Genomic DNA, 14,113 nt, shown 5'->3' on the forward strand with positions numbered 1-14,113 from the left:
GTCTCTCAGGAAAGTTACTTACTGTCTCCGCGAAAACCCCCGGACGAGATGGACGAGTACGAGGGGATAGACGAGGTCGTACACGAACCGAGCGAGGCGTTCGCCGAGTCGACGAACGTCGCCGCGTTCATGCGCGAGTACGGGATCGACGACTACGAGGCCCTCATCGAACGCACCACCTCGGAGGTCCCGGGCGAACCCGACTCCGGCGTCGACTGGTTCTGGGACGAGATCGTCGACTACCTCGATATCGACTTCTACACCGACTACGACGCCGTTCGAGACGACAGCGACGGCCCGCAGTTCTCCGACTGGTACCCCGGCGGCGAGGTGAACGTCGCCCACAACGTCGTCGACCGCCACGCCGCGGTCGACTCGCCGAACCGCAACCGCGTCGCGCTGATCTGGGAGGGCGAGCCGGGCGACGGTCGCGAGATCACCTTTCACGAGCTCCGCCGGCAGAGCGACCGCGTCGCCAACTACCTGACCGAGGCCGGGATCGAGACCGGCGACACCGTCGGGCTGTACATGCCGATGGTGCCCGAGGTCGTCGCCATCCTCTACGGCTGCCTGAAGGTCGGCGCGATCGCGGTGCCGATATTCTCCGGGTTCGGCCGCGAGGCGACCGCGACGCGGATCGACGACGGGGAGCCGTCGGTGCTTTTCACCGGCGACGGGTTCTACCGCCGCGGCGACGAGGTCCGGCTCAAGGGCACCGCGGACGAGGCGGTCGCGGACGCCGGCCACGTCGAGGAGGTGGTCGTGTACGACCGACTGGGTGCGACGCCCGCGAGCGACGACGAGGCGGGGGGAGAGACCGGCACCGGTGGAGCGACCGACGACGCCGACCCCGTCCCCTGGGACGACGAGCGCGACCGGACGTGGGACGACGCGGTCGGCTCCCAGCCCGCGACGTACGAGACGAAACCCCTCCCGAGCGATCAGGAGTCCATGCTCCTGTACTCCTCGGGGACCACGGGCGAGCCGAAGGGGATCGTCCACACCCACGCGGGCGTCCTCACGCAGTGCGCGAAGGAGATTCACTTCGGCTTCGACCAGAAACCCGCGGATCGGTTCTTCTGGGTCTCCGACATCGGCTGGATGATGGGTCCGTGGACGCTGATCGGCAACCACGCGTTCGGCGGGACGGTGGTGATGTACGAGGGCGCCCCCGACCACCCCGAACCGGACCGCTTCTGGGAGCTGATCGACCGGCACGGAATCACGCAGTTCGGCATCTCGCCGACCGCGATCCGCGCGCTCCGCAAGCACGGAGACGAGTGGGTCGAGGGCCACGACCTCTCCTCGCTACGCATTTTGGGTTCGACCGGCGAGCCGTGGGACCCCGAGTCGTGGCGCTGGTTCTACGACGCGGTCGGCGGCGGCGACTGCCCGATAATCAACATCTCCGGCGGCACGGAGATCTGCGGCTGCTTCCTGATGCCGATGCCGAACCAGCCGCTGAAGCCCTGTACGCTCGGCGGCCCGGGACTCGGCATGGACATCGACATCGTCGACGAGACCGGCGAGTCGGTGCGGGAGTCGGGCGAGCGCGGCTACCTCGTCGCGCGCGATTCCTGTCCCTCGATGACGAAGTCGCTGTGGTCGGGCGACGAGCGCTATCTCGACGAGTACTGGTCGACGTGGGAGGACCTCTGGGACCACGGCGACTTCGCGCAGAAGGACGCGGACGGCTTCTGGTTCCTCCACGGCCGCGCCGACGACGCCCTCAACGTCGCCGGTCGGAAGGTCGGCCCGGCCGAGATCGAGGGCGTCCTCATCGACCACGACGCCGTCAACCAGGCGGCCGCGGTCGGCGTTCCCGACGACACCACCGGCACCGCGGTCGTCGCGTACGTCGTCCTCGAACCGGGCGTCGACCCGAGCGACGACCTCCGCGAGGAGCTTCGGGCCTTGGTCGGCGACGAACACGGCAAGCCGTTCCGGCCGCGAGAGCTGCTGTTCGTCGACGCCTTCCCGAAAACGCAGTCGGGGAAGATCATCCGTCGCGCGATCGAGTCCGTCTACAACGGCGAGGACCCCGGCGACCTCTCGTCGATGGAGAACCCGGAGGCGCTCGACGCGCTCCGCGACCCGTCCTGAGCGCGATCGCTGTCCGACCGAATCGGTCGCCAGTTAGCCGCTCGCGTCCGCCACCGCCTCGTCGAGCGCGTCGTAGTCCGGCTCCTGCCCGGCGTTCTCGGCGAGCCAGCGGTACGTCACGGTGCCGTCGGCGTCGATCACGAAGACGGCGCGCTGCGCGACCGTCTCGACCCCGTAGTGCTCGAAGTCCTCGATCACGTCGTACGCCTCGATCGCGCGGTGGTCGGGGTCGCCGACCAAGGCGAACGGGAGGTCGTACTGGGCGCGGTACGCGGCGAGCGCGTGCGGGAGGTCGGTGCTCACGCCGAACAGGGTACAGCCGTCGCGGTCGAACCCGTCGCGCAGCGCCTCCATCTCGTCGGTACAGGTGTTCGAGAAGGCGGCGGGGAAGAAGGCGAGCACGACCGGCTCGTCGCCGAGGTGGTCGGCGAGTTCGAACGGCGCGATGTCGCCGTCTACGAGCGATCCGGTGAAGTCGGGGGCGTCGTCGCCGACAGCTGGCATATCCGATTCTCGTCTGCCGGCCGTATCACCGTTTCGGCGGCGGCGCTCCGATCGAGCGAGGCAAAAAGACTATAGTCGCCACAGGGCTACTGCGAGATAGAGATGACAAGTGCGATTCCACTGTTCGGCGGCCTTCCGGTGGGGCCGGAGCTCCTCATAATCCTGCTCGTGTTGGTCCTGCTGTTCGGGGCGAACAAGATTCCGAAGCTCGCCCGGTCGACGGGGCAGGCGATGGGTGAGTTCAAGAAGGGCCGCGAAGAGATCGAAGAGGAGCTGAAAGAGATGGAAGACGGCGGAGAGGGGTCGACGCTCGACGACGAGGACGACGAGTTCGACGACCTCGAAACCGAGACCGAAAAGGAAACGAGCGCGTAACCCGGTCCCGACGCCGACGGACAGCCGCTGTCGTATTTTCTCCTCCCCCGTTCTGGGCGCGTGGCCTAGCGGACAGGGCGAGAGGTTCCTAACCTCTCGATCGCGGGTTCGAATCCCGTCGCGCCCGTTCCTTCGCTTCGCTCAGTCACGGGCGCGACTGGCTCCCCGCTCGCTTCGCTCGCGTGGATCCCGCCGCGCCCGCTACCTGCGAACAAAGTGAGCAGTATCGACGCAATCGGGACTTGAAGCAGGGAACGACCCCTGCCTCACTCCGCTCGCGTGGATCCCACCGCACCCTCGCAGATCGGCTCTGTTGAAATCCCATTAGTCAGATATATTACCGACTGAAACAGCCGGTCGATGAGAGCTGCGAAAAGAACAAACTGTTTCTCCTTGGAATGTAACTCTCTCAACGTGATCGATCAGGAGTTACGGAGAAACCTCTGTAGGGTAGGAATCATCGTTGTTGCTTTCTTCGGAGCGGTTTTTGTTTTCGTCTACCTCGATTCGCATTTCCTCAGCTCCCTGTTCTCGTTAGTCGCCGTCGCTGGTGTGTTCCTGCTCTTGAATCTTCAGAAGGCGTACTCAGTCATTATGATCGTCGTTGGAGTTCTCGCACTTGCGTTCGCCGTTCTCGGCTATCTGAATCTTGGTCTCGTAAATATGCCCGTTCTGTATGCCCTCCTCGCAGTACTGGGAATCGTTCGTGGCGGTCAGGCGTATCGAGCAACGGAAAAACTGTACTGACCGCGACTGGGCCAAAATATGTCCTTTGCTGAGGGTTTCAACAGAACCCGCAGATCATTTTAAATTCCCCTCACCGTCCTCGACGTCTCGGGAGCGTCCCTCAGTCCGATCCCTCGCCCAGCCGCGGAAACGAATGCGACGCGAGCGCGACCGATCCGACCGCGATAGCGAGCGTCGCGGCCGCCAGTCCGGTTCCGGGTTCGTACAAAAGCGGCGGGTGGTAGCCCACCCAGTAGTCGACGACGACGTTCGCGATGCCGAGCGCCAGCGCCGCCGCGAGCGCGCCCGGCGTCGTGCGTCCGAAGGCGGGAAACAGGAGGGCGAGTCCGACGAACAGCAGGTGCGTCCCGATCACGCCCCAGTAGTAGAGCCAGGCGTCGGGGGCGGCGACGTACTGTCCGAACGCGAGGTTGAGCGAGACCAGCGGCCAGACGCCGAACTGGACCAGCCAGACGAACGCGAGCGTCTGGAGGTACGCCAGCCCGCGCGAGTTCGGGGCGTCAGCGGTGACGTCGCCGCCGCGTCGGACGGTGGGCGCAGTCGCGACGAGGACGGTGCCGCCGAGCGCGACCGCGGCCGCGGAGTCCGCGTACAGCGGCCAGAGGGGGACCGGTACCCCGCCCGCCGTCGACGCGTAGTACCCGACTCCCACCGCGAGCATGAACGCGGTGAACGCGCAGACGACGGCGAGGCTCCGCGGCGTCCCGAGCAGCTCCTCCGCGATCGCCGCCCGGACCCGCCGCCTGACCGCGCGCCGCCGAAGGCGCTTGAGCCGCCGAAGTCGCCGGAACCGCTCGGTGCGTGTCACACCCGACGATCGGTTCGCGTGGGACTAAAACCCGCCCGTCCGCTGTCGATTATCAATCGCGGTGTTTTGCGAGACACCTTTTTCAACGGACGAGGCATTCCCGGAACCATGAGCAACGAGGACGCCGAGCGCTCCGCCCCGCGGTCCGATCCGAAGGGCGATCGCTCGGCGTCCGACGCGTCCGAATCCGGCGGGGAGGCGGCGGACGCAACCGAGGCGGACGCACCGGAAGCGGGCGCGGCAGAGGCGGACGCGACAGGGGCAGATGGGCCGGACGAAGACACGCCGAGCGCGACGGATTCGCCCCCGAAATCGCCGGATCAGACGGGTGACGACAGCTCGGGCGACGACAGCCCGAGCGACGACAGCTCAGACGACGACAGCCCGAACGACGACAACCCGGACGACGGAGCGTCCGAACCACCCGAATTCGACGAGGGGACGGGATCGAACGACGGGTCTCCGGTCGTCACCGGCCGGTACTCCTGGCGGTCGCTGCTCGCGGAGCGCGGACACGAGGGCGCCGCGAAGCGCGTGTACGGCGACGTGCCGGACGCGCCGGCGGTCCCGGGCGACGCGGTCGCGCTCCACCTCCCAGACGGCGTCGACGAGGTGATCCGGGCCGCCGGCGTCGACGAACCCTTCGAGACCGACGGTGAGACCGCCGTTCCCGGCCACGGCACCCTCGAGCGAGGCACGCTCGTGATCGGTCCGGACGCCGTCCTCCTCAGCGGTTCGGCGGTCGTACCGACGGGCGAGCGACGCGCGACGCCCCCGACCTCCCTGACCGCTGAGACCGACGAGAACGGGGGCGAAACCGCAGACGACGCCGAGGGGAGCGCGGACGCCGATCCCGAGACGGACTCAGACGAGGTGGCGGAGCCGGATCCGGCGGAGACCGCCGACGCGGCGGACGTCGACCCCGACGCCGACCCGGACCCCGACGCCGGCTCGGACTCTGTCTTCGCCGGTCCGGTCGGTCGGGGCGGCGTCCCCGGAATCGTCGTCGCGCCCGGAGACGGCGTCGAGTCGGTCCCGGCGCGCGCGCCGACCCCGGAGGAGTGGGACCGCGTCGAGTTCGATCCGGCGGACCTCCTCGGGTTCGATCCGAGCGAGTCGGAGTACCGGTTCCGCGCGGCCGCCGCGGTCGGCGACGTCCTCTGGGACATGTGTGCGGCCCGGTACGACCCCTACTCGGTCCCGGTGTTGAAGGGGTACTACACGTGGGACGACTACCGCGAGGAGTTCTTCCTCGACGAGGAGGGGAACCCGCCGACCGAGGAGAACGAGGCGGGAGCGGAGGTGCCGCTCTCGTTCACCCACGAGGACAAGACGGAGGCGCTCGGTTTCGACCCGGACCGCACCGAGGAGCTGCTCGGCGCGGGCGAAAGCGCCGCCGCCGAACTCGCGGACCTCGTCGACGAGCGGACCGTCGACGTCAACCCGGAGATCGACGAGGACGCGTTCTTCTCGACCGCGTCGGGCCACACCACCCTGACGAACCGGTACGACTTGGAGAAGGCGGTGCCGATGCCGAAGAAGACGCACTTCCGCGAGGAGGAGCGCTACTGGGTGAACAAGCCGTACGCGTTCGTCATCGTCTTCCGGTCGACGAAGGAGAACGAGGTGAAGTACTACGCGGTCCAGCCGTACCGGACGGAGATCGAGGCGGACCTCACCGAGTTCCTCACCGGGAAGCTCCGGACGTCGATCAAGTACGCCGACGAGTCGATCGCGGGCGGCGACGAGGCGTTCCGCGAGGAGGTGATCGTCGAGGAGACGCGCTCGCTGCTCGACCGGTTCGACCTCTACGAGGACGGCGGTGACGAGCGCGGGATCGCGGACACGCTGGTCGACCGGTTCGGCGTCGACCCGACGGACGGGATCGCCGGGCGGATCGCGGAGTCGCTGGGGTACGAGCCGCCCGTAGAGTCGCCGTCGGACCCGCCGTCGATTAGCGCCCGCCCGGAGCCGGCCGTCCTCGCGGAGGACGCCGAGACGCTCTCCGAACATCAGGTCGAGAAGCTGCTGTACTACCTCAAACGGGACTTCATCGGCTACGAGCGGATCGATCCGATCAAGTACGACATCAACGTCGAGGACATCTCCTGTGACGGGTACAACTCGCCCGTCTTCGTCTACCACTCGGAGTACGAGCAGATCATCACGAACATCCACCACGGCACCGACGAGCTGGACGACTTCGTCGTGAAGCTCGCCCAGCGCTCCGGGAAGGGGATCTCGAAGCGCCGGCCGCAGGTGGACGCCACCCTCCCGGACGGCTCGCGCGCCCAGCTCACGCTCGGCCGCGAGGTCTCCGACCACGGGACCAACTACACCATCCGGCAGTTCAACGACGTCCCGTTCACGCCGATCGACCTGATCAACTGGAAGACGTTCTCGCTCGACGAGATGGCGTTCCTCTGGCTCTCGATCGAGAACCACAAGAGCCTGATCTTCGCGGGCGGCACCGCCTCCGGGAAGACGACGAGCCTGAACGCGGTCTCGCTTTTCATCCCCTCGAACGCGAAGATCGTCTCCATCGAGGACACCCGCGAGGTGGAGCTTCCTCAGCGCAACTGGATCGCCTCGGTCACGCGCCCCTCCTTCTCCGACGACGACAAGGGGGACATCGACGAGTTCGACCTGCTGGAGGCCGCGCTCCGCCAGCGCCCCGACTACATCGTGATGGGCGAGATCCGCGGCGAGGAGGGCCGCACGGCCTTCCAAGTGATGTCCACGGGCCACACCACCTACACCACGTTCCACGCCGACTCCGTCGGCGAGGTGCTCAAGCGGTTCACCACCGACCCGATCAACGTCTCGAAGACGATGTTCACGGCCCTCGATCTGGTCTCCATCCAGACGTCGACCCGCGTTCAGGGGAAGAAGGTGCGCCGGAACAAGTCGATCACCGAGATCAACCACTACGACGCCGAGAACGACGAGATCAACGTTCAGGACGTGTTCCAGTGGCAGGCGGAGACGGACGAGTTCCTCCAGATGGGCGACTCGAACACCCTCGAAGACATCATGTTCGACCGCGGCTGGAGCCGGGCGACCCTCGACGAGGAGCTCCGCAAGCGTCGGGTCGTGTTGGCGTACCTCATCGACCGCGGACTCAACAGCTACGCGCAGGTGGCGGCGACGTTCCAGGCGTTCATCAACGACCCGGAGACGGTGCTGGCGCTGATGGCGAACGACGAGCTGGAGCGCTCGCTGGAGGACCTCCGCGAGATGGAGTCGGTGCTGATCAACGTCGACCGCGACAAGGAGGAGCTGGTCCCGCGGCCCGACCCGGACGCCGAGGCCGAGGCGGCGGTCGCCGAGATTCTCGACTCGGCCGAGGACCTGTTCGAGACGTACCGCGGCGAGGTTCCCGACTCGGTCGCGGACGCCCTCCTGGAGATGGACAGCGCCCGCGACGTCGAAGCCCGCCCGACAGCCGAGCGCGAGGCCCTCGCCGAGACGGCTCGGGAGGCGGACGCGACCGCGACGGATCCGGATACGGCGGCGAACGCGACCGACGCGGGCCTGATCGATGCGGACGCGACGACCAAGGACGCGACGACTACGGATCCGATCGACGCCGACCCCTCTGCCGCCCCGTCTCCCGGCCCCGCTCACGGCGACTTCGAGGGGGTTTCTGAGGGGGACGCGACCGCGGCCGGCGACGGCTCCGGCGATTCCGGAGAGATAGACTTCGAAGAGCCGTTCGACGAGGGAGTCGACGTACTCTCGTCGTCCGCGGAGCCGTCCGAGCGGGGCGCGGTACCCGAGACGGACGCCGCACCGGACGTGAGCGAGGGGTTCAGCGCCGCCGACCCCGTCGCGGGCGACGGTCCCGACGGAACCGTTGACGGGGAGCCAGGCGAGACCGACGAGGAGGGGACGGCGGCCGGCGGCGACGCGGCGACCGACGGCGTTGAAACGGCCGAGAGCGCCGACGCCGACGCCGACGACGCCGCTGAATCCGACGACATCGACCCCGACGACGACATCGACGACTGGGGGTTCGACGCCGTCGAGTCCGCGGAGGAGGGGTGACACGATGTCCGTCGTGAGGGCCGAGCAGTGAGCATCGACGTGGACGCGGGCGACGGGGGTCTCGACGCGAACGTCCTCGCGGAGCTGTGCTATCCGGTGTTCGAGCTGCTGTTCGACTCGGATGGCGACTTCGTGGACGACGTCGAGCGCAAGCTCGTCGAGGCGCGGATGCCGGACCAGGTCGAGATGTACATCTCGCTGGCGCTCGCCGTCGGGCTGCTGGTCGGCGGGGCGCTCTGGGCGCTCGGGACGCTCGTCGGCTACGGCGTGTTCTCGCTCGGACTGATCGACCCCGAGGCGCTCTCGCTCGGGATCCCCGCGCCGACGCCCGGCGTTCAGGCGGTGCTTCGGTCGCTCGTCGTCCCGACCGCGGTGCTCGTCAGCGGTCTCGTCTTCGGCTCGATCGGGTTCGCGATCGGGTTCGGCGGTCTCATCGCGGTCCCGTACTCGCGGGCCTCCTCGCGGAAGCGCGAGATCAACCTCCTGCTCGCGGACTCCGTCTCGTTCATGTACGCGCTGTCGGTCGGCGGACTCAACCAACTGGAGATCCTCCGCGCGATGGCGACCGCCGAGGACACCTACGGCGAGGTGTCCCGCGAGTTCCAGAGCATCGTCAACGAGACGGAGTACTTCGGCACCGACTACCGCAACGCGATCCGCCAGCAGTCGATGGAGACGCCCTCCGACGAGCTCTCGCAGTTCCTCGCCGACATGCTCTCTATCGTCAACTCCGGCGGCGACATGGAGGGCTTCCTGAAGGACAAAAAGGAGAAACACCTCCGCACGTCGAAACAGGAGCGCGAGATGACGCTGGAGACGCTGGAGCTGTTCGGCGAGATGTACATGACGCTCTCGCTGTTCCCCCTCCTACTCATCATCATCCTCGTCATCATGGGGATGATGGGCGAGGCCGACGACCGCCTGCTGTACGTCACGGTGTACCTGCTCATTCCGCTGGTCGGCGTCGGCTTCCTCGTGCTCGTCTCGACGGTGAAACAGGACGACCCGGGCGACGGCTTCCTCCAGCCCGACGGCGGCAGCGAACGGCTCCGACAGACCAGCCGGGAGGGCCTGTTCCACTTCGGGCTGGTGGAGGCGTTCGTCGGCAACTTCCGCGTCTTCGACCGCATCCGCGACCGCGAGGGGACTCACAAGACGATGGAGATCCTCTCCGCGCCGCACCTCTTCTTGCGCGAGAACCCCCTATACACGCTCGCGCTGACCGTTCCCGCGGCGCTCGCCTTGGTCGGCGTCGCGGCCGCGGCCGGCTCGGCGCCGACGACGCTCGACGGCTGGATCGCCCGCCCGGTCTGGTCGGCGTTCGTGTGGGTGTACGTCCCCCTCTACGTCGTGTTGCTCCCGCTCGGGGTCTTCTACGAGTGGCACCAGCGCTCGCGGCGGGCGGTGACGGGGAAGCTCTCCGAGACGCTCCGGAAGCTCTCCTCCGCGAACGACACCGGGCAGACGCTGCTCGAGTCCGTGCGCACGGTCTCGGAGACGTCGACCGGGAAGCTCGCGGAGGAGTTCGAGGTGGTTCACGCGAAGGTGAACTACGGGATGAGCCTGCGCGACGCCCTCGTGGAGTTCAACAACGCCTACGCGGTGCCCCGGCTCGCGCGGACGGTGAAGCTCATTACGGAGGCGCAGGAGGCCTCCTCGCAGATCACGGACGTGTTGACGACGGCCGCGCAGGCCTCGGAGAACCAGGACGACATCGAGCGCGAGCGCAAGTCCCGGACCCGGATGCAGGTGGCGATCATCGTGATGACGTACATCACGCTGCTCGGCGTGATGGCCATCCTCCAGACGCAGTTCATCGCCGTGATGGGCGACCTGGTCTCCCAGAGCGACGGCGGCGCCAGCACCGGCGGGGCGGGGTTCGGCGGCGGCGGCAGCATCGACCCCGACGTGCTCTCGATGCTGTTCTTCCACGCGGTGACGATCCAGGCGATCCTCTCGGGGTTCATCAGCGGCTACATCCGCGACGCGGAGCTCACCTCGGGCGTCAAGTTCGCCGTGATCCTGATGACCCTGGCGCTGGGGGTGTGGATCTATGTCGGGTGACCGCGCGCAGACCGTCCTCGACTTCGTCGTCGGGATGTCGGTGTTCCTCGTCGCGGTCGGGTTCACGTTCGCGTTCGTCCCGTCGCTGCTGGAGCCGTACGCCGTGGGCGAGGGCGCGACCGTCATCGTCGCGGAGCGCGGCGCCGCGCGGCTCGCCGAGTCGTCGCTCGCCGCCACCGGGTCGACCGCGACGCTCTCGCACGCCTGTACGCTCGCCTTCTTCGACGGGACGGACGCGGCGGCCGTCGAGTCGGACTGTGCGTGGACGGCGAACGCCAGCGACCTCCACGACGAGCTCGGTGTCGACGACTTCCGCGGACTCAATCTGACCGTTACCCAGCGCGGGACCGTCGGCAAGCTCGACCCGGACGGCGCGGCCGTCGAGATGCGCGCCGGTCCCGCGCCGCCGCGGACGGAGAGCGTCTCGGCCGCGAGCCGTCTCGTCACGATCGTCGACCCCGAGGACCCGCGGGGTCCCGAGACCTACCGGCTCACGCTGCGGGTGTGGTGAGATGTTCGTCGAACACCTCCCCGACGACCGGGGGCAGGCGCACACGTTGGAGGCGTTCACGGCAGCGCTGCTTCTGGTCGCCGGTCTCATCTTCGCGACGCAGGCGACCGCCGTGACGCCGCTTTCCGCCAGCACGTCGAACCAACACGTCGAGAACCAGGCGGCGATCGCCGCACAGGACGTGTTGACGACGGCGGGCGAAAGCGGAAACCTGACCGCAGCGCTGCTGTACTACGACGGAGAGGGGTTCGTCAACGCGAGCGAAGACGGCGCTTACGTCGGCGTTCCCCCGGGGCAGCACCCGCTTCACGACCCGCTTGCGGAGGCGTTCGGCGACCGCCAGATCGCGTTCGACATCGAGGTGTATTATCCCGAGAACGGTAGCGACGGGCTGGAAAGCGTCACGATGGTCAACATGGGGGAGCCGAGCGACAACGCGGCGACCGCGAGCACGCGCGTGACGCTGTACGGCGACGACCGGTTCGGCGATGACGGCGACAGGGACGCCCTCGCGGAGAACGGTACGGAGTCGTACTTCGCGCCCCCGGTCGACGGAGACCGGCCGGCGGTCCTGTACACGGTCGTGGAGGTGCGAATCACCGCATGGCAGATGTGACACTCCCCCGTATCCGTGGCCGCGGACGCGACGACGCCGATGCCGACCGCGAACGCGGTCGCCCGGGCCGCCACGGTGCGGACCGCGACGGAACCGACGGCGACGAGGACCGCGCGCAGATCATCCTCATAACCGGACTGACGCTCGCGGTCCTCTTCGTCGCGGTCGTCCTCCTGTTGAACACCGTCATCTACACCGAGAACCTCGCGACCCGCGGCACCGATGCGGGCGGGGCGGAGGCGATCGAGTTCCGCGATAGCGCCGTCGAGGACCTCGGCGGAATCCTGTACCGCGAACACCGGAACGGCTCCGAGAACGTGACCCGGACGTTCGCGGTGAGCGCGGAGACCTACGGCCGGACGATCGCGGACTTCCGGACGCGGGACAAGACGATAGCCGACGTGCGCGTGAACCTCTCCACCGCCGAGAGGGGCTACTTCATCGCGCAGAACGAGACCGACGGCGGGGTCCGGAACATGACGGCCCCCGACGACTCGACCGCGAACTGGACCCTGGTGAACGACGTCTCACGCGCCCGGAACTACCGGCTGACCGTGAACTCGACGTCCCTCTCGAACGACGAGGGCGGAGCGTTCGCGGTCGTGGCCGACGGCGCGGACGAGGACTGGTCGGTGACGCTGTCGAACAACTCGACTGACGCGATCACCGTGCGGGTGAGAAACGCGACGATCGACGATTCGAGGACCTTCACCCACGGGCCAGACGGGAACGTCACTATCGACCTGACCGCCGGTACGGTCGGCGGCCAGCGGTTCCCCAAGCTCGTCTGGGCCGGGGGCGTCCAGAACGGAACCGACCCGAACGAGTCGTATGACATCACCTACGAGAACGGCGACGAGGCTCGGGGGACCTACCACCTCGTCGTCGACGACTGCGACGGCTGCGGCGCCGACCCGCCTCCGGCTCGGTTCTCGGGGCTATCCGTCGTCGAGGGGATCTACAGCGTCGACGTCGAGCTCAGCCACCGGACGCCGGAGCTGACCTACGGCGACGTGGTTCGGATCGCACCGGGTGAGCGCGATGCGTGAGACGCCCGGGGGGACGGACCGCGCCGTGTCGGTCACCGTCGGCTACGTCATGACGCTCGCAATCTCGACGCTTCTGCTCTCGGGGCTGTTCGTCGCCGGCGGCTCGTTCGTCGAGACGCAGCGCGAGCGAGCGGCGCAGGGGGAACTCACCGTCGTCGGCGAGCGGATCGCGGCGGACATCGGCACCGTCGACCGGCTCGCGGCGAACGCGGCGTCGCGGGAGGATCTCACGGTCGACCGACCGGTGACCCTCCCCGAAAGGGTGTCCGGAACCGGGTATCGGGTACGCGTGACCGCCGACGACACTCGGGGGACGATCGCGCTCGAAAGCGATCGGACCGACGCGACCGTCGAGGTACCGTTCCGCACGAGCGAGAGCGTCGCGGTCGAGAACACGACCGTCGACGGCGGCGACCTTCGGATCCGGTGGGACCCCCCTGACGAAGGCGCCGGGACGAACGGCGCCGTGGTGGTGAGCGAGCGATGAGGGGTGCCGACCGCGGCGCCGGCTTCCGGAGCGCCGACCGCGGCGTCAGCGAGACCGTCGGGTTCGTGCTGGTGTTCGCGCTGATCGCGACGACGATCGCGGTCACGTTCACCGTCGGACTCGGCGGGTTGGAGGACGCCCAGCTCGCGGAGCGCGACAACAACGTCGAGCGCGCGTTCGACGTCCTCCACGACAACTTCAACGACCTCAGCCGGGACGGCGCGCCGAGCCGGGCCACCGAGCTCCGGCTCGGCGGGGGCGAGCTGGCGTTCGCGGACGACTCGACCTACAGGATATACAACGAGTCCAACGATTCGGTCGAAGGCTCGACGACGGCGATCGTGTACCGCGGCGCGGGCGAGACGGAGATCCGCTACGAACACGGTGCGGTGATCCGGAGCGACGGAGGGGGCAGCGTCATGCTTCAGGAGCCGGACGTCCTGTTCGGCGAGACGACGCTGATCGGACTCGTCGCCCTCGGTCCGAGGGGGACCGAGAGCGTCGGCGGCGACCGGACGGTGCTCGTTCGGGGCGCCCACCCCGACGACGGCACCGTGACGGCGGTGAGCGAAAACGTCACGATCCGGATCCGAGGCCCGACCGCCGACGCTTGGTACCGGTACTTCGACGACGAGAGAGACGGCGCCGGCGACGGGACGATCACCGACGTCACCCACACCCCGGCCGACGACGAGACGAGGGTGAACCTGAGCGTCGGCGGTGACGACCGGCTCGTGGTCCACCGGACGCTGGTCGACGTCCGATTCACCGACTGAGCGGGCCGCCTCCGTGCCGGAGAGCG

12 protein-coding genes and 1 tRNA gene are annotated in these 14,113 nt (G+C 68.1%); 11 read left to right on the plus strand and 2 right to left on the minus strand.

All coding sequences use genetic code 11. From position 1 onward, the window contains the following. The first annotated feature begins 48 nt into the window (after positions 1 to 48). Positions 49 to 2,103 carry an AMP-binding protein gene (locus tag J2744_RS00870; protein WP_209543219.1) on the plus strand — a complete coding sequence of 685 codons (2,055 nt, stop codon included), beginning with the start codon at positions 49 to 51 and terminating at the stop codon, positions 2,101 to 2,103. Between the two features lie 33 nt (positions 2,104 to 2,136). Here the strand turns inward: J2744_RS00870 and J2744_RS00875 are convergent, their stop codons facing one another. Beyond that, positions 2,137 to 2,607 carry a redoxin domain-containing protein gene (locus J2744_RS00875; protein ID WP_209543221.1) on the minus strand — a complete coding sequence of 157 codons (471 nt, stop codon included), beginning with the start codon at positions 2,605 to 2,607 and terminating at the stop codon, positions 2,137 to 2,139. Between the two features lie 102 nt (positions 2,608 to 2,709). Here J2744_RS00875 and J2744_RS00880 point away from each other — a divergent pair, with 102 nt between their 5' ends. From J2744_RS00880 to J2744_RS00890, 3 genes are all read left to right on the plus strand, one after another. Then, a complete protein-coding gene (locus J2744_RS00880) occupies positions 2,710 to 2,982 on the plus strand; it encodes a Sec-independent protein translocase subunit TatA/TatB (RefSeq protein WP_209543223.1) in 273 nt (90 codons plus the stop codon). A gap of 54 nt (positions 2,983 to 3,036) precedes the next feature. Continuing rightward, a tRNA-Arg gene (locus tag J2744_RS00885) sits at positions 3,037 to 3,109 on the plus strand. Positions 3,110 to 3,396: 287 nt separating this feature from the next. Then, on the plus strand, positions 3,397 to 3,729 hold the full coding sequence (locus J2744_RS00890) for a hypothetical protein (RefSeq protein WP_209543226.1): 333 nt from the start codon (positions 3,397 to 3,399) through the stop codon (positions 3,727 to 3,729). Between the two features lie 100 nt (positions 3,730 to 3,829). Here the strand turns inward: J2744_RS00890 and J2744_RS00895 are convergent, their stop codons facing one another. After that, positions 3,830 to 4,537: a DUF1405 domain-containing protein gene (locus tag J2744_RS00895; RefSeq protein ID WP_209543228.1), complete on the minus strand. Its 708-nt coding sequence runs from the start codon at positions 4,535 to 4,537 to the stop codon at positions 3,830 to 3,832. 108 nt (positions 4,538 to 4,645) lie between these two features. Between J2744_RS00895 and J2744_RS00900 the strand changes: the two genes are divergently transcribed. Genes J2744_RS00900 through J2744_RS00930 form a run of 7 tightly spaced genes read left to right on the plus strand, consistent with a single transcriptional unit; the run spans position 4,646 to position 14,087 of the window. Next, entirely contained in the window at positions 4,646 to 8,584 is a 3,939-nt protein-coding gene (locus J2744_RS00900) for a type II/IV secretion system ATPase subunit (protein WP_209543230.1), read from the plus strand. 27 nt (positions 8,585 to 8,611) lie between these two features. Beyond that, the gene (locus J2744_RS00905) at positions 8,612 to 10,648 is read left to right on the plus strand and encodes a type II secretion system F family protein (RefSeq protein WP_209543232.1); all 2,037 of its coding nucleotides are present in this window, start codon (positions 8,612 to 8,614) and stop codon (positions 10,646 to 10,648) included. Beyond that, complete coding sequence (locus J2744_RS00910) at positions 10,638 to 11,159, plus strand: DUF7287 family protein (protein WP_209543234.1); 522 nt, start codon at positions 10,638 to 10,640, stop codon at positions 11,157 to 11,159. Before J2744_RS00905 ends, J2744_RS00910 begins: the two co-directional genes overlap by 11 nt. 1 nt (position 11,160) lies before the next feature. Beyond that, the gene (locus tag J2744_RS00915; protein ID WP_209543235.1) at positions 11,161 to 11,775 is read left to right on the plus strand and encodes a DUF7288 family protein; all 615 of its coding nucleotides are present in this window, start codon (positions 11,161 to 11,163) and stop codon (positions 11,773 to 11,775) included. Next, positions 11,763 to 12,824: a DUF7261 family protein gene (locus tag J2744_RS00920; protein WP_245203112.1), complete on the plus strand. Its 1,062-nt coding sequence runs from the start codon at positions 11,763 to 11,765 to the stop codon at positions 12,822 to 12,824. The genes J2744_RS00915 and J2744_RS00920 overlap by 13 nt, the downstream gene beginning before the upstream one ends. Then, positions 12,817 to 13,311, plus strand: a complete 495-nt coding sequence (locus tag J2744_RS00925; RefSeq protein WP_209543237.1) for a DUF7266 family protein — start codon at positions 12,817 to 12,819, stop codon at positions 13,309 to 13,311. The genes J2744_RS00920 and J2744_RS00925 overlap by 8 nt, the downstream gene beginning before the upstream one ends. After that, positions 13,308 to 14,087 carry a DUF7289 family protein gene (locus J2744_RS00930; protein ID WP_209543239.1) on the plus strand — a complete coding sequence of 260 codons (780 nt, stop codon included), beginning with the start codon at positions 13,308 to 13,310 and terminating at the stop codon, positions 14,085 to 14,087. The genes J2744_RS00925 and J2744_RS00930 overlap by 4 nt, the downstream gene beginning before the upstream one ends. The last annotated feature ends 26 nt before the right edge of the window (positions 14,088 to 14,113 follow it).

Source organism: Halorubrum trapanicum (assembly GCF_017873555.1).
Taxonomy (GTDB): domain Archaea; phylum Halobacteriota; class Halobacteria; order Halobacteriales; family Haloferacaceae; genus Halorubrum; species Halorubrum trapanicum.

Excerpts from the sequence above, each read along its gene's own strand:
- J2744_RS00870 (WP_209543219.1), top strand. The coding sequence starts at position 49 with ATGGACGAGTACGAGGGGATAGACGAGGTCGTACACGAACCGAGCGAG.
- J2744_RS00875 (WP_209543221.1), bottom strand. The coding sequence starts at position 2,607 with ATGCCAGCTGTCGGCGACGACGCCCCCGACTTCACCGGATCGCTCGTA.
- J2744_RS00880 (WP_209543223.1), top strand. The coding sequence starts at position 2,710 with ATGACAAGTGCGATTCCACTGTTCGGCGGCCTTCCGGTGGGGCCGGAG.
- J2744_RS00900 (WP_209543230.1), top strand. The coding sequence starts at position 4,646 with ATGAGCAACGAGGACGCCGAGCGCTCCGCCCCGCGGTCCGATCCGAAG.
- J2744_RS00910 (WP_209543234.1), top strand. The coding sequence starts at position 10,638 with ATGTCGGGTGACCGCGCGCAGACCGTCCTCGACTTCGTCGTCGGGATG.
- J2744_RS00915 (WP_209543235.1), top strand. The coding sequence starts at position 11,161 with ATGTTCGTCGAACACCTCCCCGACGACCGGGGGCAGGCGCACACGTTG.
- J2744_RS00920 (WP_245203112.1), top strand. The coding sequence starts at position 11,763 with ATGGCAGATGTGACACTCCCCCGTATCCGTGGCCGCGGACGCGACGAC.
- J2744_RS00925 (WP_209543237.1), top strand. The coding sequence starts at position 12,817 with ATGCGTGAGACGCCCGGGGGGACGGACCGCGCCGTGTCGGTCACCGTC.
- J2744_RS00930 (WP_209543239.1), top strand. The coding sequence starts at position 13,308 with ATGAGGGGTGCCGACCGCGGCGCCGGCTTCCGGAGCGCCGACCGCGGC.